The sequence below is a fragment of the Stenotrophobium rhamnosiphilum genome, assembly GCF_003052265.1.
Classification (GTDB): domain Bacteria; phylum Pseudomonadota; class Gammaproteobacteria; order Nevskiales; family Nevskiaceae; genus Stenotrophobium; species Stenotrophobium rhamnosiphilum.
This window is the reverse complement of record NZ_QANS01000002.1, coordinates 144199-165326: the sequence shown is the minus strand read 5'-3', so window position 1 is coordinate 165326 and position 21128 is coordinate 144199. Positions and strand designations below refer to the sequence as shown.

At 55.0% G+C, this 21128-nt stretch carries 21 protein-coding genes; 20 read left to right on the top strand and 1 reads right to left on the bottom strand.

All coding sequences use genetic code 11. The annotated features are described in order from the left end of the window. Positions 1-28 precede the first annotated feature (28 nt). Positions 29-880, bottom strand: a complete 852-nt coding sequence (folD, locus tag CJD38_RS04650) for a bifunctional methylenetetrahydrofolate dehydrogenase/methenyltetrahydrofolate cyclohydrolase FolD (protein ID WP_107939695.1) — start codon at positions 878-880, stop codon at positions 29-31. A gap of 102 nt (positions 881-982) precedes the next feature. On the opposite strand from folD, the gene ccmA reads away from it, so the two are divergent. From ccmA to ruvC, 20 genes are all read left to right on the top strand, one after another. Further along, positions 983-1570 (top strand): heme ABC exporter ATP-binding protein CcmA, encoded by a 588-nt coding sequence (ccmA, locus tag CJD38_RS04645; RefSeq protein ID WP_107939163.1) that lies wholly within the window; start codon positions 983-985, stop codon positions 1568-1570. Then, complete coding sequence (gene ccmB / locus CJD38_RS04640) at positions 1567-2235, top strand: heme exporter protein CcmB (RefSeq protein WP_107939162.1); 669 nt, start codon at positions 1567-1569, stop codon at positions 2233-2235. Before ccmA ends, ccmB begins: the two co-directional genes overlap by 4 nt. 9 nt (positions 2236-2244) lie before the next feature. Continuing rightward, complete coding sequence (locus tag CJD38_RS04635; protein WP_107939161.1) at positions 2245-2988, top strand: heme ABC transporter permease; 744 nt, start codon at positions 2245-2247, stop codon at positions 2986-2988. Then, entirely contained in the window at positions 2981-3127 is a 147-nt protein-coding gene (ccmD, locus tag CJD38_RS04630; RefSeq protein ID WP_240783527.1) for a heme exporter protein CcmD, read from the top strand. The genes CJD38_RS04635 and ccmD overlap by 8 nt, the downstream gene beginning before the upstream one ends. After that, complete coding sequence (gene ccmE / locus CJD38_RS04625) at positions 3124-3597, top strand: cytochrome c maturation protein CcmE (RefSeq protein ID WP_107939159.1); 474 nt, start codon at positions 3124-3126, stop codon at positions 3595-3597. Before ccmD ends, ccmE begins: the two co-directional genes overlap by 4 nt. Continuing rightward, the gene (locus CJD38_RS04620; RefSeq protein ID WP_107939158.1) at positions 3594-5579 is read left to right on the top strand and encodes a heme lyase CcmF/NrfE family subunit; all 1986 of its coding nucleotides are present in this window, start codon (positions 3594-3596) and stop codon (positions 5577-5579) included. The genes ccmE and CJD38_RS04620 overlap by 4 nt, the downstream gene beginning before the upstream one ends. Next, the gene (locus tag CJD38_RS04615) at positions 5579-6097 is read left to right on the top strand and encodes a DsbE family thiol:disulfide interchange protein (RefSeq protein ID WP_206362885.1); all 519 of its coding nucleotides are present in this window, start codon (positions 5579-5581) and stop codon (positions 6095-6097) included. The genes CJD38_RS04620 and CJD38_RS04615 overlap by 1 nt, the downstream gene beginning before the upstream one ends. Further along, on the top strand, positions 6094-6540 hold the full coding sequence (locus CJD38_RS04610) for a cytochrome c-type biogenesis protein (protein WP_107939157.1): 447 nt from the start codon (positions 6094-6096) through the stop codon (positions 6538-6540). The genes CJD38_RS04615 and CJD38_RS04610 overlap by 4 nt, the downstream gene beginning before the upstream one ends. After that, a complete protein-coding gene (ccmI, locus tag CJD38_RS04605; protein ID WP_107939156.1) occupies positions 6537-7760 on the top strand; it encodes a c-type cytochrome biogenesis protein CcmI in 1224 nt (407 codons plus the stop codon). Before CJD38_RS04610 ends, ccmI begins: the two co-directional genes overlap by 4 nt. Before the next feature lie 179 nt (positions 7761-7939). Beyond that, on the top strand, positions 7940-8797 hold the full coding sequence (locus tag CJD38_RS04600) for a MaoC family dehydratase (protein WP_107939155.1): 858 nt from the start codon (positions 7940-7942) through the stop codon (positions 8795-8797). Between the two features lie 39 nt (positions 8798-8836). Next, positions 8837-9736, top strand: a complete 900-nt coding sequence (gene galU, locus CJD38_RS04595) for a UTP--glucose-1-phosphate uridylyltransferase GalU (RefSeq protein ID WP_206362884.1) — start codon at positions 8837-8839, stop codon at positions 9734-9736. A 102-nt stretch (positions 9737-9838) separates the two neighbouring features. Next, positions 9839-12688: a 2-oxoglutarate dehydrogenase E1 component gene (locus tag CJD38_RS04590; protein WP_107939693.1), complete on the top strand. Its 2850-nt coding sequence runs from the start codon at positions 9839-9841 to the stop codon at positions 12686-12688. Between the two features lie 58 nt (positions 12689-12746). Further along, entirely contained in the window at positions 12747-13964 is a 1218-nt protein-coding gene (odhB, locus tag CJD38_RS04585) for a 2-oxoglutarate dehydrogenase complex dihydrolipoyllysine-residue succinyltransferase (protein ID WP_107939153.1), read from the top strand. A gap of 129 nt (positions 13965-14093) precedes the next feature. Further along, positions 14094-15215 (top strand): helix-turn-helix domain-containing protein, encoded by a 1122-nt coding sequence (locus CJD38_RS04580; protein ID WP_161554166.1) that lies wholly within the window; start codon positions 14094-14096, stop codon positions 15213-15215. A 67-nt stretch (positions 15216-15282) separates the two neighbouring features. Then, positions 15283-16530 (top strand): MFS transporter, encoded by a 1248-nt coding sequence (locus CJD38_RS04575; RefSeq protein WP_107939151.1) that lies wholly within the window; start codon positions 15283-15285, stop codon positions 16528-16530. A 165-nt stretch (positions 16531-16695) separates the two neighbouring features. Next, positions 16696-17568 carry a metal-dependent hydrolase gene (locus tag CJD38_RS04570; protein ID WP_107939150.1) on the top strand — a complete coding sequence of 291 codons (873 nt, stop codon included), beginning with the start codon at positions 16696-16698 and terminating at the stop codon, positions 17566-17568. Positions 17569-17750: 182 nt separating this feature from the next. Then, positions 17751-19190, top strand: a complete 1440-nt coding sequence (gene lpdA / locus CJD38_RS04565) for a dihydrolipoyl dehydrogenase (RefSeq protein ID WP_107939149.1) — start codon at positions 17751-17753, stop codon at positions 19188-19190. Positions 19191-19234: 44 nt separating this feature from the next. Further along, the gene (locus CJD38_RS04560; protein ID WP_107939148.1) at positions 19235-19816 is read left to right on the top strand and encodes a YfaZ family outer membrane protein; all 582 of its coding nucleotides are present in this window, start codon (positions 19235-19237) and stop codon (positions 19814-19816) included. Positions 19817-19839: 23 nt separating this feature from the next. Continuing rightward, positions 19840-20559, top strand: a complete 720-nt coding sequence (locus CJD38_RS04555; RefSeq protein WP_107939147.1) for a YebC/PmpR family DNA-binding transcriptional regulator — start codon at positions 19840-19842, stop codon at positions 20557-20559. 23 nt (positions 20560-20582) lie between these two features. Beyond that, entirely contained in the window at positions 20583-21095 is a 513-nt protein-coding gene (ruvC, locus tag CJD38_RS04550) for a crossover junction endodeoxyribonuclease RuvC (RefSeq protein ID WP_107939146.1), read from the top strand. Positions 21096-21128: the final 33 nt, after the last annotated feature.

The window sequence follows — 21128 nt, the reverse complement described above, 5'->3', positions numbered from 1 at the left end:
AAGCGCTTAGCAACCGTGCTTTGCGATCTCAGCCGTGGTTTTCAGCAGCCAACAATGTGTTGTGCATCAGCATCGCAACCGTCATCGGGCCAACGCCGCCTGGCACTGGCGTGATGAAACTGGCGCGCTCAGCGGCCGCTTCAAATTCAACGTCGCCACAGAGTTTTCCGTTCGGCAAACGATTGATGCCGATGTCGATGACGGTCGCGCCGGGACGAATCCATTCGCCTTTAACGAAACCGGGTTTGCCAATGGCAACGACCACAATGTCAGCACGTGCGACTTCTGCTGGAACATTGGCCGTGAAGCGATGGCAGCAAGTTGCGGTGGCGCCGGCGAGCATCAGCTCCAACATCATTGGACGACCCACATGATTGCTGGCGCCAACGACAACTGCAGTGCGACCTTTAAAGGGCTCGTTAACTGACTTGAGCAGTTCGATCACACCAAACGGCGTGCAAGGACGCAGCGCTGGCATACGTTGAGCAAGGCGGCCGAGGTTGTAAGGATGGAAGCCGTCGACGTCTTTTGTTGGGAGAATGCTTTCAATCACCAACGTTGAATCAATGTGCGAAGGCAAAGGCATCTGCACGAGAATGCCGTCAACGCTCGGATCGGCATTGAGGCGGTCAATTTCGGCCAGCAGCGCGGCTTGGCTGATGTCTGCCTCAAAATGAATGGGCAGAGACGTGATGCCCAAGTCATTACAGGCGAGGCGCTTGTTGCGCACATAAACCTCAGAAGCCGGGTCGGTGCCGACGAGGACCGTGGCCAATGCTGGCGCGCGGCGCCCAGAGGCGAGGCGTGCGGCAACGGCAGCGCGCGTACGCGCGTGGACTTGTGCGGCGACGGCTTTGCCGTCAATCAATTGTGCGGTCAAGAGATTGCCTTTGAGAAAACTGGCTGGAAACTGCCGGTATTTTATAGGCACGCGCTAAACTACGCGCCCTTATTTATAAAAATCACTTAAATCCCGTTCCCTGTGGCCATTCTCGAAGTCAAAGCCCTGACCGTTGCACGTGGCAGTCGCCCGCTGGTCAGCGATCTGAGCTTTACGCTCGCGGCGGGTGAGGTGTTGCACCTGCGTGGCAGCAACGGCGTGGGAAAGACCTCTTTGCTAGAAGTGTTAAGCGGCTTGCGTTCGCCAGTTGAGGGCACGATCACGCCACAGCCAGAAGGTGGTCGGCTGCATTGGCTGGGCCACAAAAACGCGCTCAATCTAGCGCTGACTCCCATCGAAAATCTGGAATTCTGGTGTGGCCTTAATGGTCGAGCGGCTGGCGGTTTGGTGCCGGTGCTCGAACAGCTTGGCGTCGCTAAAGTTCGTCATCGTGCTTGCCGTACGCTATCTGCTGGTCAAAAGCGCCGTAGTGCTTTGGCGCGTTTATTGTTGGATCAGCGGCCACTCTGGCTGCTCGATGAACCATTGGATGGTCTCGACGCGCAAGGTCTGGAGCTGTTCGCCAGCCTTTTGAAAGCGCATCTCGATAAAGGCGGTGCGGCCATCATCACCAGTCACCAGCCGCTGCCGGCTGGCGTGCCCGGTGTACGCGAGTTGCAACTCTCATGATCCAGATCTTCGCCGCCGTGCTGCGCCGTGAACTGCGCTTGGCCGCCACCGCCAAGACAGAGTGGCTGATGCCGCTGTTCTTCTATGTGATCGTGGTGACGCTATTTGGTTTGGGCGCTACGCCGAATGATCCGAAGCTCGCCGAATTCGCGCCCGCTATTCTTTGGGTCGGCGCTTTGCTGGCCGCACTGCTGACTTTGGAGCGCCTGTTCCGCGCCGATTTTGAAGACGGCACGCTGGAGCAAATTTTTCTCGGCACGCAGCCGGTAACTTTAGTTGTTGCGGCCAAGCTATTAGCGCACTGGTTGTTGACCGGTTTGCCTCTGGCCTTGCTGGCAGCACCGTTGTCGTCCGCATTGGGCTTTTCGAGCGCAGCGATTCCGGCCTTGGTCGCGGGTTTGGCGCTCGGCACGCCGGTGTTAACGCTGATTGGCGGTTTTGCCAGCGCCCTGACGGTCGGATTGCCACGAGCAGGCGTTCTGTTGCCCTTGCTGGTGCTGCCGCTGGTGACGCCCGTCGTGATCTTTGGAGCGGGTGCTGCGCGTGTCGCGCAAAGCGGCCTCGATGGCGCTGCTCCGTTATACTTTCTCGCCGCGATTTTGGTGCTTGGGCTGACCTTATTGCCTTGGGCTACCGCCGCGGCGCTTCGCAACGCATTCGAGTAGCACACCACTATGTGGACCTGGTTCCATCGGCTGGCTTCGCCGCCGACTTTTTACCGCCTCGCGGATCGCTTCGCGCCCTGGTTCGGCATCGCCGCTACCGGGCTCTTGGCCTATGGCATCGTCGGCGGCCTGTTCTTCGCCCCAGCTGATTACCAGCAGAGCGACGCCTTTCGCATCATCTATATCCACGTTCCGGCTGCGGCACTTTCGCTGTCGATTTATATGCTGATGGCGAGCGCCGCGTTGGTTGCGGTGATCTGGCGTATCAAGCTGGCGGAGTGCGTGCTGGTTTCTGCTGCGCCGATTGGCGCGAGCTTCACCGCTTTGGCTTTGGTCACCGGCATGCTCTGGGGCAAGCCGATGTGGGGCGCTTATTGGGTTTGGGACGCGCGCCTGACTTCCGAACTGATTCTGTTATTTCTCTACGCTGGCGTGATTGGTCTCAACCAAGCCATCGAAGATCCACGTGCTGCGGCGCGCGCCTGCGGTTTGCTCGCGCTGATCGGTGTGATCAACGTGCCAATCGTTCATTACTCGGTGGAGTGGTGGAACAGCCTGCATCAGGGCTCAACCATTCTGAAGATGGGTAAGCCCAGCATGAACGCGGACATGGCGCAGCCTTTGTACGCCTGCCTGCTCGGCGTTTATTTCTTTATGGGCTACGTGTTGCTGCGTCGCACGCAGAACGAATTGCTGCTGCGTGAGCGCGGAACGGCTTGGGTTAAGGAACGTTTGGAGTCCAGCAATGTCTAGCGACTTCCTGAATATGAGTGGTTACGCGGTCTATGTCTGGGGCAGCTATGGCTTTGCAGCCGTGGTGTTTGCCTGGAACTTGATCGCACCGCGACTACGCCGTCGCGAAATCCTGAAAGAACTGAGCACCACGGAATGACCAAGCGGCAAAAGCGCATGGCGGCAATCGCAGCACTGTTGGTGGGCCTGAGCCTCGCCGCGGCACTGGGCTTTACCGCGTTTCGCAAGAACATGATGTATTTCTACACGCCGTCTGATTTGCTGGCAGGCACAAGCAAAGTTGGCGCCAAGCTTCGTCTCGGCGGTTTGGTTGAGCGTGGCAGCGTCAAGCGCGGTGAAGGCTTGAGCGTTGATTTCATTTTGGCCGACTGCGTGCACAGCCTGCCGGTGCATTACGAAGGTATTCTTCCTGACTTGTTCCGCGAAGGGCAGGGCATTGTTGCGACGGGCAGCATGCAAGCCAACGGCGCGTTCAAGGCTGACGAAGTGCTGGCCAAGCACGATGAAAATTACATGCCGCCACAAGTGGCCGATGCACTCAAAGTACAAGACGGCAAACACGCTTGCGCGCCATTTAAATCAGTAAACAAAGTTGAGGCTGCAAAGTGATTCCTGAGTTGGGCCATTTCGCGCTTGTTCTCGCGCTGGGTGTTGCACTGATTCAGGTTTTTGTTCCGGCCTACGGTGTGTGGAAGCGTGATCCGCGTGCGCTGGCTGTCGCCACATCTGCTGCGCAAACGCAGGCACTGCTGGTTTTCTTCGCCTTCGGCTGCCTCACCTGGTCTTTTGTCTATTCAGATTTTTCGGTGGCCTACGTTGCCGCTAATTCAAATCTGGAACTGCCGATGGTGTATCGCGTCACCGCGGTTTGGGGCGCACATGAAGGTTCATTACTGCTGTGGGTCGCAATTCTCGGCGGCTGGACATTAGCGGTATCGATCTTCAATCGCCGTCTACCTGCAGATATCACCGCAACAGCTTTGGCAGTGTTGGGCACGGTCAGTGTTGGCTTCTTGCTGTTTATGTTGCTGACATCGAATCCGTTTGATCGCTTGTTCCCGGTTCCGCTCGACGGAAAAGATTTGAATCCGCTGCTGCAAGATCCCGGCATGGTCATCCATCCGCCGATGCTCTACATGGGTTACGTCGGATTCTCGGTGGCGTTTGCGTTTGCGATTGCTGCATTGGTATCAGGTCGTCTGGATTCCGCATGGGCGCGTTGGACGCGTCCGTGGACGACGACGGCATGGCTGTTCATGACGCTCGGCATCACGCTGGGTTCGTGGTGGGCGTATCACGTACTGGGCTGGGGCGGCTGGTGGTTTTGGGATCCGGTCGAGAACGCATCGTTCATGCCGTGGTTAGTCGGCACTGCATTAATTCACTCGCTTGCAGTTACTGAAAAACGTGGCCTGCTCAAATCGTGGACGGTGTTGTTGGCAATCCTCGCGTTTGGACTTTCGCTACTCGGCACGTTCCTCGTGCGTTCTGGCGTCATTGTTTCAGTGCATGCCTTCGCCAGCGATCCCGCACGCGGCGTGTTCATTCTTGGATTCTTGACGATCATTCTCGGCGCTTCTTTCTTGCTCTACGCTTGGCGCGCACCCAAGCTGGCTAGTGAAGGCGAGATGACCTTGTTCTCGCGTGAAGGTTTGCTGCTGATCAACAACGTTTTTCTCGTCGTGGCATCGGCTTCGGTATTGCTCGGCACTTTGTATCCCTTGTTGGTTGATGCACTCGCACTCGGAAAAATTTCTGTTGGCCCGCCGTACTTCAACGCCGTTTTCCTTCCGTTGTTTGCGCCGCTGGTGCTGATGGTTGGTGTGGCCGCAACCGTGCCGTGGAAGCGCGCCAAGTTGAGTGAGATCGTTCGTCATCTGCGTATGCCGCTGATCATTGCGATTGCTGCTGCGATTGTTGTGCCGCTCTATATTCACGGTCACGCGCCAGTTGCTGTGATTGCGGGTGGCTTCCTTGGCTTCTGGGCGATTGTGACGGCGGCGCAAGAAATCTGGCGCCGCATGCGCGCGAAGACAACTCTGTCAGCTGGTTTGTTAGGCGTGCCACGCGGTGTATGGGGCATGTCACTTGCGCATTTCGGCCTTGGTGTTTGGGCCTTGGGCGTGACGTTTGTTAGTTCTTACAGCGTCGAAAAAGATGTGCGTTTATCACCGGGACAAAGCATTGACTTGTCCGGTTATGAATTCCGTTTTGATGGTGTCGAGCCACACGTCGGCCCCAACTACGATTCGGATTACGGCACGGTCACGATTGAACATCATGGCGAAGTCGTTGCGACCGTTCATCCGGAAAAGCGTTTGTATCGCGCTACGCAACAGATGATGACCGAAGCTGCTGTCGATCACACACCGCTGCGCGACATCTATGTTGCGCTCGGCGAGCCGCTATCTGAAGACGCTTCACACACCGGCGATTGGGCGCTGCGCTTGTACTACAAGCCGATGATGCGTTTGGTCTGGCTCGGTGGCGCATTCATGGTATTGGGCGGACTGCTCGCAGCAACCGATCGTCGTTATCGTTTGACTCGCGCTGCGGAAGCAAACTTCGCCAAGAACAGCGCGGTGGTCTGATGCGTTATCTGATTCCGGTTTTGATTCTTGCAGGCCTCGTTGTTTTGTTTGCTGCGGGCTTGAAGAACGATCCGCGTGAAGTGCCGAGCCCGCTGATTGGTAAACCAGCGCCTGCTTTCAATCTGAAATTGCTCGGCGAGGAAGGTTCGTATTCCAATGCTGATCTCAAAGGTCGTCCCGTTCTCGTCAATTTTTTTGCGAGCTGGTGCGAAGGTTGTCAGGTTGAGCATCCGGTTCTGTTGAAGCTTGCTAAAGAATCCAATGTCGAAATCATCGGCATGGACTACAAGGACGAACCAGCAGATGCGACGCAGTGGCTAGCACGCCATGGCAGTCCTTATCGCAAAGTCATTCTGGATCACGAAGGCACGGCCGGTTTGGATTGGGGCGTCTACGGCGTACCAGAAACTTTTGTGCTGAACGCTGAAGGCGTGATTGTGTACAAGCAGATTGGGCCGATGACTGAAGCGGCTTGGCGCGAAAAAATTGCACCGCTGATGGCAGGTGCTGCGAAATGAGAACGCTGTTTCTTCTTTTGGCTCTGTTACCCAGCATTGCTGGCGCAACCATGGCGGCTGATGTTGCAGGCATGGATACCTCGCAAGAAGCACGCTATCGCACATTGATTCACGAACTTCGCTGCTTGGTTTGTCAGAACCAGAACATCGCGGATTCCGATGCGCCGCTCGCCAACGATTTGCGTCATCAAGTGCGTCGCCAAATTTTGGCGGGCGAGAGTAATCAAGAAATCATGGATTACCTCACGCAGCGCTACGGTGATTTTGTTTTGTACAACCCACCGTTCAAGATGATTACCTTGCTGCTGTGGCTAGGCCCTGCAGTGTTGGTGTTGCTGGCTTTAGTCATGGCGTATCTGTTTACGCGCCGCACGCGCAAGCCATCCACGGCCACCGCGCTTGATGAAGAGAAGCTGCGCAAGCTTCTGGATGAAAACAAATGATTTCGTATGTTGCGATGGCGGTGCTGGCATTGCTTTCCTTGGTCTGGTTATTGCGGCCGTGGTGGCGTCGTGGCGAAGCGCCGCAGCAAGAGCGCAAGCAAGCCAATCTCGTGGCCTATCGCACACGCTTGGCAGAAATTGAAAATGATTTGAGCAGCGGACTGGTTGATGCAGGCGCTGCTGCTGCGCTCAAGCAAGAACTGGCTGCGCGTTTGTTGAGTGATGTTGATGCGGTGCCAACCGGGCCGCAGATCGCGCAACGTCGTCCTTACTTGGCGGTGCTGATGGCACTGAGCTTGTCGGTGTTCGCAGCGATCTGGTATTTCAATGGCGATAGCTGGGAAACCCAGCAGACGATTGATCAGGCGCTCGCGCATCCGGATCAGGCACAGCAGCTGACCGTACAAGCGATGGTTCAACGGTTGGAAAAGCGCTTAAAGAAAACGCCCGAAGACGCTGAAGGTTGGGCGCTGTTGGGACGCTCATATTTCATCACGCAACGTTACGTCGAAGCCTCACAGGCTTATGCCAAGGCCAATTTGCTGAATGGCAATCAGACGGCTGACTGGCTGGTTGGACAAGGCGAATCGCTGGCGATGTCGCATGAGCGGCAAGTCGCAGGCGAGCCCGCCAAGTTGTTTGAACAGGCATTGGTGCTGGAACCCAATCAAGGCAAAGCGCTTTGGTACGCAGGCCTTGCTGCTGCGCAGGCTGGCAACTACAAAGCTTCGCTAACGCACTGGCTTAAATTGCGTGATCAAGAATTGCCTGAGGAATTGCGCACCGCTTTGGATGCGCGACTGCAAGAACTCGCTCAGCTGGGCAATCTCAAAATTCCCGAACGTGCTGTGGCTAAAGCGGATGCAGCGAGCGTAGTCAGTCTGAAAATTAAGGTCAGCGTTGCGCCAGCACTTGCCAGCAAAGTGCCAGCCGGCGCGAGCCTGTTGGTGTTTGCAAAAGCCGCCGGTGGTCCACCGATGCCGCTGGCCGTACAAAAGCTTGAGGCCAGCCAATTGCCGCTAACGGTGACGCTCGATGACAGCATGGCGATGATGCCAACCATGAAATTGTCACAATTTCCGCGTTGGATACTCACTGCACGAATTAGCCCGAGCGGAACTGCTCAGGCGCAGGCCGGGGATTTGCAGGGTCAAATCGAGTTAGGGCGTGATGAGGCGTCGAAGCCGGTCACTTTGCTTATTTCCGAAGTGGTCCAGTAAACACCAGTATTTTTACTGATTTAGCGATCTGATGTTTTTATTTGTAAATTAATAAATAATAATTATCTATATAAAAACACATTTTTGAGCGCTGCTCATCCATGTGCGGGTGGTGATTCGACGGCCCATGTCGGACACTACGCGCGAAAATTCCGTAACTAGATGATGGACTTTCATTCATGACTTCAACTCTCGAACGCCCACCTTCAGCTCTGTCCTTGTATCTCAAGGCTGCTGGCTCGGCCCGCCGCAAGCCGGGTAAGAACATTGAGCTGCCGCTGCTGGAAACGCGCCTGGACAATGTCCGCGCCGATGCCGCGCAGCTGGCTGCCTATAACAAGGTTTGTGGCTTTAAAGGCGCTGAGACCTTGCCGATCACGTTTCCACAGGTGATGGCGTTTTCGCTGCCGATGTATTTGATGGCGCAGCCAGAGTTTCCGCTGCCGATGCTGGGCATCGTCCACGTTCGCAATAGCATTCGTCAGACGCGCCCGCTGCGCGCAGACGAAACCTATAGCGTTGCTGCACGCATCACCGAATCGCGCCGCGTTCGCGCCGGTTTGGAGTTTGACCTCGTCACCGAATACACGCTGGATGGCGAAGTGCTTTACACCTCTTTAATGACTGCGATTTACCGCATTTCTGAAGGTAAGGGTGGCGGTGGTGCCAAGCCGAAAGCTCAATTGCCGGTGCAGCAGCTCACCGAATACCGCAGTTTCGACGTGCCGGCTGACATGGGCCGTCGTTACGCTGCTGCGGGCAAGGATTACAACCCGATTCACTTGACTGCCTTCAGCGCCAAATTATTCGGTTTCAAGCGCGCCATTGCGCACGGCATGTGGTCGTTGGCGCATTGCGCTGCGTTGTTGCAAGAAGCAGGCGCGCCTGAGCCTAAAGAATTACTGGTGCAGTTCAAGCAGCCGCTTTTCCTACCCGGGAAGGTGGCGATGAAATTCCAGAAGAACGGCGATGCTTACGACTTCGCGCTCATCGCGCGTAATGCCGACAAGATGCATTTAAGCGGTTCGCTGAGCTAACAGCTGCGATAAACTAACGCCAATCAGGAGAACATAAGAATGCGTATTCGCAAGGCTGTATTTCCCGTTGCCGGCATGGGCACGCGCTTTTTGCCAGCAACCAAGGCTAGCGCCAAGGAAATGCTTCCCGTAGTTGATAAACCGCTGATTCAGTATGCCGTGCAAGAAGCCGTTAGCGCTGGTGCACAGGAACTGATCTTTATCACCGGTCGTTCGAAGAATTCCATCATGGATCACTTCGACAAAGCCTATGAGCTTGAAGCCGAACTTGCCGCCAAAGGCAAAGGCAAATTGCTGGAGCTGGTGCAAGAAGTTCTGCCTCCCGGCGTCACCTGCATTTTCATTCGTCAGGCCGAAGCTTTGGGCTTGGGTCACGCGGTTCTGTGTGCAGCCCCAGCCGTTGGCGACGAAGATTTCTGCGTGATTCTTGCTGACGATCTTATCGACGGAAAATTGCGCCCTTGCTTGGCGCAGATGCAGCGCGTGTATCAGGAATACGGCACCAGCGTGATCGCCACGCAGCGCGTGCCTAAGTCCGAGATCAGCGGCTACGGCGTGGTTGATGTGAAGCCGGTTGGCGAAGGCATCGGCGAAATTCGTCGCATTGTTGAAAAACCAAAAGCTGAAGATGCTCCTAGCGATCTGGCTGTGGTCGGTCGTTACATTTTGACGCCACGCATTTTCAAATTGCTGGAGCGCACACCGCGCGGTGCAGGCGGCGAAATCCAGTTGACCGACGCAATCAGCATGTTGCTGCAAGAGCAGACCGTGCTGTCATACCAATTTGAAGGCACGCGTTACGACTGCGGCAGCAAGTTGGGTTATCTCAAGGCGAATGTTGAATACGGTCTCAAGCATCCTGAGTTGGCGGATGATTTCCGTAAATATCTGACTGGCCTTACGGACGATTTGCTGAAGCCGGATAGCGCGAAGAAATGAACGTTGTAGAGCCATTGAGCACAGAAGCATAAAGAGACGGAGTCAGGCGGAGCGCCTTGCTCCACCTGATGTGCGATTAAGCAAGGACGGGTGGAAGGCAATATGAGCGGTAGCAAGTATCAAAGCTTTATTGAGTCATCGACGATCAACGGCGCCAATGCGCCTTACATCGAGGCTTACTACGAGCAGTTTCTCGAGAATCCGGAATCAGTAGATCCGGTTTGGCGTGCTTACTTCCGCGGCGTGCAAGGCGCGGATGGTTATGCGGATGTGCCGCATAGCCCAGTGATTGAACGCTTTGAAAAACTCGCGCGCGAACCGCGCCTCGTTGTCGCTGCAGAATCTGGCTTTGATGCCCAGGCTGCAGAAAAGCAGGCCGGTGTTCTCCGCCTGATCAACTATTACCGCGTGCGTGGTCATCAGGCCGCCAGACTTGATCCACTGGGTTTGGCGCCGCCGCAAAACGTGCCGGATCTTGATCCTGCATTCCACGGCCTCACCGCTGCAGATATTGATACCGTCTTCAACACCGGTACGCTCGCTGCAGCTGATCGTCTGCCGCTCAAAGACATCATCCGCATTCTGAAATCGGTTTACACCGACACCATCGGCGCGGAGTACATGTACATCACGGAAACGGCGCAGAAGCGCTGGATCCAGAAGCGCCTCGAAACTGTTGCGTTCCAACCGAAGATTGCTACTGAGCGTAAGCGCGAAGTATTGAAGCAGCTCGTTGCTGCTGAAGGCATTGAGCGTTACCTGCACAACAAATATGTTGGCCAGAAGCGCTTCTCGCTGGAAGGTGGTGATGCACTGATCCCAGCGATGGATGAAGTGCTACACGCCTGCGCAGAGCGCGACGTTGAAGAAGTTGTGATCGGCATGGCGCACCGCGGTCGCCTCAACGTGCTGATCAATGTTCTCGGCAAATCGCCAAAAGATTTGTTTGCAGAGTTCGAAGGTAAATATTCCGCAGATTCACTGAGCCGTGCAGGCGACGTGAAATATCACATGGGCTTTTCGACCGACGTCGAAGTAGCGGGCAAGCGCCTGCACTTGGTGCTGGCGTTCAATCCTTCGCATCTTGAAATTGTTAATCCTGTTGTCGAAGGCAGCGTTAAGGCACGTCAAACACGTCGCCTTGATGAAGCCGGTCAGCGCGTAGTGCCTGTGTTGATTCACGGTGACGCGGCGTTCGCAGGTCAGGGCGTTGTGATGGAAACGCTGCAGCTCTCGCAGTCCAAGGGCTACGCAACGGGCGGCACGGTTCATATCATCGTCAACAACCAGATTGGTTTCACCACGCCGAACCCCATCGAAGCAACGCCGAATCACGAAGTGCGCACCTCGCGTTACTGCACTGACTTGGCCAAGATGCTCGAAGCACCGGTGTTCCATGTCAATGGAGATGATCCAGAAGCTGTGGTGTTCGTCACGCGCCTCGCAATGGATTTCCGTAACGAATTCCACAAAGACGTCATCATCGACATCTGCTGCTACCGTCGTTGGGGTCACAACGAAGCCGACGAACCTTCAGTTACTTCGCCAGTGATGTACGAAGTAGTGAAGAAGCAAACAACCACCATGCAGCTTTACGCTGCACGCTTGGAGCAGGAAGGCACGGTCAGCAAGGAAGATGCAGAAGCATTGGTCCGCGCGTATCGCGATGGCCTGGATCGTGGCGAGAACACCGCGCGCAATACCTTGGGCTTGGTCGGCAACAAGTACACCGTGAATTGGGGCAATTACCTCAAGGGCGAGTGGGACACGCCAACCGATACCTCGGTGAGCCGCGATATGTTGAGCACGCTCAACACCAAACTGCAGACTTTGCCGGAAGGCTTCACGCTGCATCCGCGCGTACAAAAAATTTACGAAGATCGCGCCAAGATGTCGGCAGGCGATTTGCCGATGGATTGGGGCTTTGCTGAAACGATGGCTTATGCCACGCTCGCAAACGAAGGCTTCAACGTTCGTTTGTCAGGCCAAGACGTTCGTCGCGGTACGTTCTTCCATCGTCACGCCACTGTGCATGACTACAAGAACGGCACGCGCTATACGCCGCTGAGACATCTGTCGACAGAAAAATATCGTTTCGTTGTGCATGACACCTTGTTGTCAGAAGTTGGCGTGCTTGGTTTTGAATACGGCTACAGCACCACCGACCCAGATTCACTCGTGATCTGGGAAGCGCAGTTCGGCGACTTCGCTAACGGCGCACAGGTACTGTTCGATCAATTTATTTCCAGCGGCTTTGCCAAGTGGGGCCGTCTCTGCGGACTCGTTGTGTTCTTGCCGCATGGTTTCGAAGGGCAGGGACCTGAGCACTCTTCAGCGCGTCTCGAACGCTATCTGCAGTTGTGCGCGGAAAACAACCAGCAGGTTTGCGTACCGTCGACGCCTGCACAGATGTTCCACATGCTGCGTCGTCAGATGAAGCGTAGTGCACGTCTGCCATTGATTGTGATGACGCCGAAGTCCTTGCTGCGTCACCCGCTGTCAGTGTCAACGCTGGAAGATCTGACCAAAGGTCAGTTCCAGCCGGTGATTCAAGAAGTCGAAAAACTCGACGCCAAAAAAGTTACGCGCATCGTGTTCTGCTCGGGCAAGGTTTACTTTGACTTGGCGCAGGCACGTGAGAAGCAGAAGCTCGACAATGTGGCGCTGGTGCGCATTGAACAGCTCTATCCGTTCCCACGTGAGGGTTACGAAGCTGCGCTGAAACAATTCCCCAAGGCAACTGAAGTGTTGTGGTGTCAGGAAGAGCCAGAAAACCAAGGCGCTTGGTATCAGATCAAACACCGCCTCTCGGTTTATCTGCAGCCGCAGCAGAAGCTGATGTATTCGACGCGCAAAGGCGCAGCGACAACGGCAGTGGGTTACCTCAAGGTTCACCAAAAGCAGCAGGAAGAAGTGGTTAACGAAGCGCTCACCGGCGGTAAGCTGGTTTGATTCTTGCTGTAAACGAATTCGCAAAAGTTAAAGAAGACAGACAAAAAGGAAAGCGAGCATGAGCATAGAAATTAAAGTACCGAATCTGCCGGAATCAGTGTCCTCAGCCATTGTTGCAACTTGGCACTTGAAGGCTGGTGATGCAGTGAAGCGTGAGCAGAACATGCTCGACCTCGAAACCGACAAGGTCATGCTCGAAGTGCCTTCAACTGTTGACGGCATTCTCAAAGAAATTCGCGTGCAGGCTGGCGCAACCGTTCAAGCCGGTGATGTGCTCGGCATTCTTGAAGAAGGCGTTGCCGCTGCTGCCGCACCTGCGCCTGCACAGGCAGCTGCTGCCGCTGCACCTGCCACAAGCGCTGCTGGTGCGATGAGCAGCGACGACGGTCAGAGCCCCGCAGTACGCAAATTGCTGTCCGAGTTGGGACTGTCTGCTTCGCAGATTGCCGGCACGGGCAAAGGTGGTCGCCTCACGATTGAAGACGTGAAAGCACATGCCGCTAAACCAGCACCTGCCGCAGCGGCCAAGCCTGCTGCCGCTGTTGCTGCGCCAGCCGCACCACGTGCTCTGGGCGCTCGCGAAGAACAGCGCGTGCCGATGACCCGTATCCGCCAACGTATTGCGGAGCGTTTGATCGAAGCACAGTCGACGGCTGCGATGCTGACGACGTTCAATGAAGTTGATCTGAAGGCGATCAACGACATTCGCGCCAAGTACAAGGATGGCTTCGAGAAAGCGCACGGCGTCAAACTCGGTTTCATGTCGTTCTTCGTTCGCGCAGTGATTGAAGCGCTGAAGAAATATCCGGCAGTGAATGCGTCTGTCGACGGTACTGACATCGTCTATCACGGCTACTACGACATCGGCATTGCTGTGTCGTCACCACGCGGTTTGGTTGTGCCAATTCTGCGTGATGCAGATCAGCTGTCGTTTGCTGATATCGAAAAGTCGATTGCTGCCTACGGCGCGAAAGCCAAAGACAACAAGTTGACGATGGAAGATCTCACCGGCGGTACGTTCTCCGTCACCAACGGTGGCATCTTCGGTTCGATGATGTCGACGCCGATTCTGAACCCCCCGCAGAGCGCAATTCTCGGCATGCACGGCATCACTGAACGTCCAGTCGTCGTGAACGGTGAGATCGTGATTCGCCCGATGATGTATCTGGCGATGACCTACGATCACCGCATCATCGATGGTCGCGAGGCTGTGTTGAGCTTGCGCACGATCAAAGAATGCTTGGAAGATCCAGCTAAGTTGTTGCTGCAGCTCTAAGCTTCAGTGTGATTAAAAGCGCCCCGGATTCCGGGGCGTTTTTTTTATGTACAGGATGTACGGTAATGCCGCGGGCGCATGGTGAGGGCATGGATGCCCGAAGTAGAGCAATGCAGGAGCAATTGCCGAATGCGCGGGAGCGGCAACGGTGCCGAAAAATCTTGCTCTGCTGTCGATACGGCGCTTGCGCACCTTCTGGGTCTAGGCATACTGCTGTGCATGGCCGCAACACCATTACACAATCAGCCGATTCCATTTATCACTTTGCCCAATTGGGTGAAGGCGGCTGCGCATTGTGGATTCAATATTCAACCGATCTTTCGTGATCTGGGCATTCAGATGGATCTTATTCATCTGGAGAGCGCCACCATTGAACCTGCGTTGTTGTTGAAGGTGATGGATGCCTGCATCGCACGTTCGCCCAAGCATCATTTTCCTTTTGTGCTGGGTGAAACTTTTGCGTTCGAATATTTGCCGGATATCGAAACGTTTCTGACGACGAGCCCAACACTGCGCGACGCTGCGCGTGTTTTCGACTGGGTACGTGAATTGATCAATCCGATGATCAATGTGCAGTTGCTTGAAGAAGGCGATCTAGCGGCACTGGTCCTGATTAACGCGGGCGATGGCCGCGAGTTTGGCCCTCCATACTTTCGTGAAACCATTTTTGCATCGGTGCTTAAATTTGGTCGCATGCTGTTGGGCGAGCCCGTGCCGTTCTATCGCTTGCAGATGCGCCATGCGCCGCCGAGCTACGCGGCGGCCTACGATGAATTTTTCCGTGTGCCCGTGTTGTTCAATCAGCCGCGTTACGCGCTGGAAATTAAACGCGAGTTGTTAGATCGTCCTTTGGATAGCGCGTTTCCCGCATTGCATCAACAAGCGGAATACAGAGTTGAGCAACGCTTGGCACAGTTGCCGCGAAAGGCTGGATTGATTGCGGACATTGAGCAGGCTTTCAGTGCGCAGCCACGCTTGCTTGGTCAGGGCATTGAACAGGTTGCTGCGACTTTAGAATTACACCCGCGTACTTTGCAGCGGCGCTTACGTGAACTAGGCGAGGGCTTCGCGGAACTTCAAGCACGTGTGCGATATCGCTTAGCGTCCGAAGCCTTACGCGACTCCACAGAAGATATCGAAAGCATTAGCGAGCGCTTGGGTTTTTCAGATCGACGCAGCTTTACACGCGCATTCGTGCGTTGGAGTGGAATTAGTCCTAGTATTTTCCGTCAGAATGGCTCTACACGTTAGAGTTGATATTCATCACGGACGCAGAAGGCGCTAAGACGCTTTCGCGAATTAAAACTACGAGGACGATATGAGCAATGCCCAGGCAAGCAATCCCAAATTGTTTTACGGCTGGTGGTTGATTGCCGCGGTGTTTGTCGGCGAAATGTTTGCAATTGGATCGACGACCTACGCTTTTGGTTTGTTCGTGAAGCCACTGGAACTGGAATTTGGCATCAGTCGTGGTGATGCCAACAAAGGCTTGGCGCTATTTATCATCGGCATGGGACTTTCAGCGCCATTGATTGGTCGTTTGATTGATCGTCGGTCTGCGCGACGAGTGATGCTGTTTGGCGCGGCATGGATGGCTTTAGGATTTGTCGCTGTTGCCTTAGCGCCCAGTCTGCAATGGATGGCGCTCGCGGTTCTATTGATGGTGGCCGTTGGCGCCACGATGATTGGGCCGCTCACAGCGAATACTTTGGCCTCACGTTGGTTTGATCGCCGTCGTGGACGAGCGCTGGGCATGGTGGCAGTTGGTACCTCTGTAGGTGGCACGCTACTAGTGCCGCTAGTGGCTTACAACATCGAAGCATTCGGCTGGCGTCAGGCCTTGATGATTCAAGGCGGAATTATTTTTGTAATTGTTGCAGCGCTGGCGATCTGGGTGGTGCGTGATCGTCCGCAGGATATGGGTTTGTCGGCTGATGGTGATGTTGTCGATCGCACGGTCTCCGCTGCGTTGCCGACTGGCCCCGCGTGGACAGTAGGTTCGTTACTCAAGCAGCGCGATTTTTGGTGCATTGGCTTATCAGTCGGTTTGACCTTCGCAGTGACGCAATCCGTGCTGGCCTCTCTGGTGCCTTATGCCGCCGATGCGGGCATCGATGCACAGCGCGGCGCGCTGTTGATCTCAGTGCTGTCGGTCTGCTCCATTCTCGGCAAGCTGTTGTTTGGTGCCTTGGCTGAGCGAGTCGACAAGCGTTGGCTGTTGCTCGCTGTCGTCGGCTTTACCGTCGCACAGCTTTGCACTTTGATCGTGCAACCGGACTTCCAGTTGTTATTGCTGATCTGCGGCATTGCGGGCTTTGCGATTGGCGGCGAACTGCCGGTGTGGGCGGCGATCATTGCTGAACGTTTTGGCTCCCGATCATTCGGCACGGTGATGGGCCTGATGAATCCCATCAATATGATCTGTAGCTTGGTGGCGATTAGCTATGTCGGCGTTGCCTATGACAGTTCTGGCGGCTACACCTTGCCATTCCAAGTGTTTCTCGGTGTTGCGGCAGCCTCGGCAGTGATGACGCTGCTGATTACGGCGCCTCGAAAGACGGCATGAAGTTTTGGTCGGGCTGGCATCGAGAAAAATCAGCCTACTATTTGAGATCAAAAGGTTTTTTGATATTGTCGTTAAATGTTCCCTAAGGGTCGCTGTCAGTCATATTAAGGGCGCCATCTAGAGCGCTAGATTGCATACAGACAAAAAAGCTTCAGGAGATACAGGATGTCAGATCAACGTTCCATCACGCCGCGCCGCAGCCCTGATTTTGGTTTGGATGGCGATATTCCCAAGTATTGGCTGGGCGGCGATGCTTTCAAGACGCGCTTCTTCGATGCGATGTCTTTGCTGTTTCCGGAAGGCGAAAAATTCTTCATCGTTTGCGTACGCGATTACCGCGATCAAATTACGGATCCCAAGTTGCAGGCCGAGGTGAAGGACTTCATCTATCAAGAAGGCCAGCACGGCATGGTGCACACGCAGTTCAACAATCGCGTGAAAGCGCAGGGCATTGATGTCGATCGCGTGTTGGAGAAGCAGAAGGCCATCATGTTTGGCTTCTTCCGCAAGCACTTCTCGCGCAGCTTTACGCTGGGGCAGACGGCAGCAGCAGAACATCTGACGGCGCTAATGGCGCACGGATTTTTCTCTGATGGTTTGATGCAAGAAGCCGATCCACGCATTCGCGCGATGTACGCTTGGCATGCGGTGGAAGAGATTGAGCACAAGGCAGTGGCCTATGACGTGCTCACCAAAGTTGCCAAGGCAAATTACTTCACCCGCATTCTTAGCTTCATGCTGGTGACGTTCACGTTTCCATTCCACGTGTTCATGATCATGCGTCATATGTTCAAGATCGATGGGGTCAAGAACACGCCCATGCTCTGGGCCAAGGGCTTGTGGTGGCTGTATGGCTGGGGTGGTCTGTATCCGCGTTTGATCCCGCACTATCTCGCGTACTTCCTGCCGTTTTTCCATCCGTGGAAATTTGGTGATATGGACATCTACAAGCTTTGGGTCACTGAGTTCGACAAGAAGAATGGAGACGCCATTGCCGCAGGCGATGCGGTGATGGCTTCGGTGGGCGTTGCTGCATAAAGGTGCACGCACCAAAACCCCGTGTCCCATTTGATGGGCGCGGGGTTCTTGCTTCACCAATTTGTCTGATAGCGCAATACCTAGAGAACCTACCCTAGGAATATTTCTCGTCGTCTACCTAATTTGCATCTCTCTCTGGAGCATTTCGCCGCTAGAATAAGCGACGAAAAAGAGAGGGCGATATGAGCGAAGTTTTCGATGTAGTGGTTATCGGCGGTGGTCCTGCGGGCTACCCATGCGCGATTCGCGCCGGTCAGTTGGGTTTCAAGGTGGCTTGTATCGACGCCTGGCTCAATCGTGACAACACGCCGGCATTCGGCGGCACCTGTTTAAACGCAGGCTGTATTCCGTCCAAGGCTCTGCTGGAATCCTCGGAAAATTATCATCGCGCGCAGCACGAATTTGCGGCGCACGGCATCAACATCGAAGGCGTAACGGTTGATCTGGCCAAGATGCAGGCCCGCAAGCAAACCGTGAGCCGCAGCCTGACCTCAGGCATCAAGGCGCTGTTCAAAGCGAACGGCGTGGTTGGTCTTGAAGGCTTCGGCAAATTGCTGGGCAACGGCGAAGTTGAGTTCAAAGCTCACAACGGCGAAACCAAAACCCTCAGCGCCAAGCACATCGTTATTGCGACCGGCTCCGAGCCAGTCAATCTGACCAAGATCGCTGCGTTTGATGGCGACAAAGTCGTCGACTCATGGGGCGCGCTGGATTTCACCGAAGTGCCTAAGCGTCTCGGCATCATCGGCGCTGGCGTGATCGGCGTTGAGCTGGGCAGCGTTTGGAGCCGTTTGGGCGCCAAGACCGTCATCCTCGAAGCATTGCCAACGTTCCTGCCAATGGTCGACGTTGCAGTTTCGCGCGACGCCTTGCGTCAGTTCACCAAGCAGGGCCTCGATATTCGTCTCGGAGCAAAAGTGCTCTCGACCAAGGTCGGCAAGGCTGGCGTCACGGTTGAATACGAAGTTGATGGCGCGAAGAAGACTGAAGAATTCGACAAGCTCATCGTTGCTGTAGGTCGTCGTCCGACCACGAAGGGTCTCAACGCCGATGGTTTGGGCGTTGCGCTTGATGAGCGTGGCTTCGTCAAAGTTGATGGCCATTACAAAACCAACGTTGCTGGCGTCTACGCCATCGGCGACGTGATTGGTGGCGCGATGCTGGCGCACAAGGCGATCGAAGAAGGCGTTGCACTTGCTGAGCAGCTCGCTGGCCATCACACGCAGGTGAACTACAACGTGGTTCCTTCAGTGATCTACACCGCGCCAGAAGTGGCATGGGTCGGTCTGTCTGAAGAAGCTGCCAAGGCCAAGGGTTACGAGGTTAAAGTCGGTAGCGGTCCGTTCGCTGCTTCTGGCCGCGCCAAGGCAATGGAGCAGGCTGCCGGTACGATCAAGGTGATCGCCGATGTCAAAACCGATCGCATTCTCGGCGTTCACATGTGCGGCCCCTATGTTTCAGAGCTTTTGGCTGAGTCCGTATTGGGTATGGAATTTGCCGCCACCTGCGAAGACATTGCCCTGACCATGCATGCACATCCTTCACTCTCAGAGACCTTCCACGAGGCTGTTTTGGCGGTTGATGGCCGCGCTATTCATGCTGTGAACAAAGTGAAGAAGTAATATACAATCTTCCCGCATGACTACAGATTATCAACGGAGATAATATGAAAAAAGTAGCAGCGGTAATGGGGGCAATGTTGGGTTTGAGCGCTATGGGCGCACAGGCTGGCATTTTGGATCTTGGCTTGGGCAACAATAGTTTCCGCGGCGCTTACAGCGATGCGCTGAACACCATTTTGCCAAGCACGGTTGGCAACGGTCAGTTCGATGTTGGCCTTATCGCCAAGCCACGTAGCAGCGATGATTTCTATCAGGTTCATGGCGGTGTGGTGTTGACCGGTGATCCTGGCCTCAAGGGCGTGAATGTTGGCGTTGGTCTGGGCGGTCGTCTGTTGTATGTGTACAGAGACGGCGCAAATGGCGGCGCTCTGGCGCTGGGCGGCCAGATCGAAGCTCGCGTTCCGAACTATGATCGCTTTGGTATCACGGCATCTTCGTACTACGCACCTAGCGTTCTCTCGGTGGGTAGCCTCGATCGTTCGTGGGAAAACGCGATTGCTCTGGATTATGAATTGATCCACGGCGGCGCTGTGTATGTTGGCTATCGCAATGTTCGTCAGGACATTGGTGGTTCCAACCGTAGCAGCGACAGCGGCGTGAATCTCGGTTTCCGTCTTAAGTTTTAATCTGAAAAATTGGTGAAAGGTGTATGGGTAGAGGTCCAAGCATTGAAGGCCGCAAGAACGCTGAAGATAGCAAGCGCGCCAAGCTTTTCACCAAGTTGATCCGTGAGATCACCGTCGCTGCTCGTGAGGGCGGCGGTGATCTTCAAACTAATCCGCGTCTGCGTCTGACGGTGGACAAAGCACTGTCCTCGAACATGACCAAGGACACAGTGGAGCGCGCAATCAAGCGCGGCGCTGGTGCCGCTAGCGGCGAAAATTACGAAGAAATTCGTTACGAAGGTTATGCACCTGGCGGCGTAGCGCTGTTGGTTGATTGCATGACCGATAACCCAACGCGAACGGTGGCAGAAGTTCGTCACGCTTTCACCAAAAACAACGGCCATATGGGCACCGCTGGTTCGGTGAGCTATCTGTTCCAGCGTCGTGGCGAAATCGCGATTGATATTCGCAGCGATGCATCGCTTGAAGACAAGGTCATGGACATTGCGCTGGAAGCTGGCGCTGATGACGTTGTGTCACAAACAGAATTCGTAGAAGTACTCACTTCGCCAGAGTCTTTCCTCACGGTGAAGCAGGCGATTGAAGCAGCAGGTCTCAAGCCTTTCCGCTCAGACGTCGCTATGCGTCCGGCAACCACCGTTGCACTGGATGGCGATGCTGCCGCAGCAGTCACGAAGTTGATCGATTGGCTGGAAGATCTCGACGACGTGCAGAACGTCTACACCAACGCTGATCTGGGCTAGCGCAAGGGATCGCGCCGACTACGTTGACGATTATTCTTGGGATCGATCCAGGTTCACGTTACACCGGCTACGGTGTGATTGAGACCATCTCAAACAAGAATCGTCATATTGCGAGCGGCCGCATCAACGCAACCGTCGGCACCATGCCCGAACGTTTGCTCAAAATTTTTCAAGGTTTATCCGCACTCATTGTTGAGCATCAACCGCAAGAAGTTGCGATTGAAGAAACGTTCGTCAACAAAGTAAACGCTGCGAGCGCACTGATTCTTGGCCAAGCGCGCGGCGTTGCAATCTGTGCTGCTGCGCAAACAGGTTTGCCGGTTGCGGAATACGCGGCAACGCAGATTAAGCTCGCGATTGCTGGCAATGGTCGCGCTGAAAAGCTGCAAGTGCAGCACATGGTCAAAATCTTATTGAATATGCGCGAAGCTCTGGCTGCAGATGCTTCTGACGCGCTGGCAGTTGCGCTCACGCACGCACATGTTCGTTCCACTAAGATGCGTACTGGTATTTCACTTAACAAGGCTTGGGGGTGAGGCGGGAATTGATCAATGTCCAGTGGACATTGA

What these genes read in the sequence shown, in the direction of transcription:
- CJD38_RS04555 (WP_107939147.1), top strand. Translation starts at nt 19,840, where the DNA reads ATGGGTAGAGGTCCAAGCATTGAAGGCCGCAAGAACGCTGAAGATAGC.
- CJD38_RS04635 (WP_107939161.1), top strand. Translation starts at nt 2,245, where the DNA reads ATGTGGACCTGGTTCCATCGGCTGGCTTCGCCGCCGACTTTTTACCGC.
- ccmD (WP_240783527.1), top strand. Translation starts at nt 2,981, where the DNA reads ATGTCTAGCGACTTCCTGAATATGAGTGGTTACGCGGTCTATGTCTGG.
- CJD38_RS04570 (WP_107939150.1), top strand. Translation starts at nt 16,696, where the DNA reads ATGTCAGATCAACGTTCCATCACGCCGCGCCGCAGCCCTGATTTTGGT.
- odhB (WP_107939153.1), top strand. Translation starts at nt 12,747, where the DNA reads ATGAGCATAGAAATTAAAGTACCGAATCTGCCGGAATCAGTGTCCTCA.
- ccmI (WP_107939156.1), top strand. Translation starts at nt 6,537, where the DNA reads ATGATTTCGTATGTTGCGATGGCGGTGCTGGCATTGCTTTCCTTGGTC.
- CJD38_RS04610 (WP_107939157.1), top strand. Translation starts at nt 6,094, where the DNA reads ATGAGAACGCTGTTTCTTCTTTTGGCTCTGTTACCCAGCATTGCTGGC.
- galU (WP_206362884.1), top strand. Translation starts at nt 8,837, where the DNA reads ATGCGTATTCGCAAGGCTGTATTTCCCGTTGCCGGCATGGGCACGCGC.
- CJD38_RS04575 (WP_107939151.1), top strand. Translation starts at nt 15,283, where the DNA reads ATGAGCAATGCCCAGGCAAGCAATCCCAAATTGTTTTACGGCTGGTGG.
- CJD38_RS04560 (WP_107939148.1), top strand. Translation starts at nt 19,235, where the DNA reads ATGAAAAAAGTAGCAGCGGTAATGGGGGCAATGTTGGGTTTGAGCGCT.
- CJD38_RS04590 (WP_107939693.1), top strand. Translation starts at nt 9,839, where the DNA reads ATGAGCGGTAGCAAGTATCAAAGCTTTATTGAGTCATCGACGATCAAC.
- lpdA (WP_107939149.1), top strand. Translation starts at nt 17,751, where the DNA reads ATGAGCGAAGTTTTCGATGTAGTGGTTATCGGCGGTGGTCCTGCGGGC.
- CJD38_RS04615 (WP_206362885.1), top strand. Translation starts at nt 5,579, where the DNA reads ATGCGTTATCTGATTCCGGTTTTGATTCTTGCAGGCCTCGTTGTTTTG.
- ccmE (WP_107939159.1), top strand. Translation starts at nt 3,124, where the DNA reads ATGACCAAGCGGCAAAAGCGCATGGCGGCAATCGCAGCACTGTTGGTG.
- CJD38_RS04600 (WP_107939155.1), top strand. Translation starts at nt 7,940, where the DNA reads ATGACTTCAACTCTCGAACGCCCACCTTCAGCTCTGTCCTTGTATCTC.
- ccmB (WP_107939162.1), top strand. Translation starts at nt 1,567, where the DNA reads ATGATCCAGATCTTCGCCGCCGTGCTGCGCCGTGAACTGCGCTTGGCC.
- CJD38_RS04580 (WP_161554166.1), top strand. Translation starts at nt 14,094, where the DNA reads ATGCGCGGGAGCGGCAACGGTGCCGAAAAATCTTGCTCTGCTGTCGAT.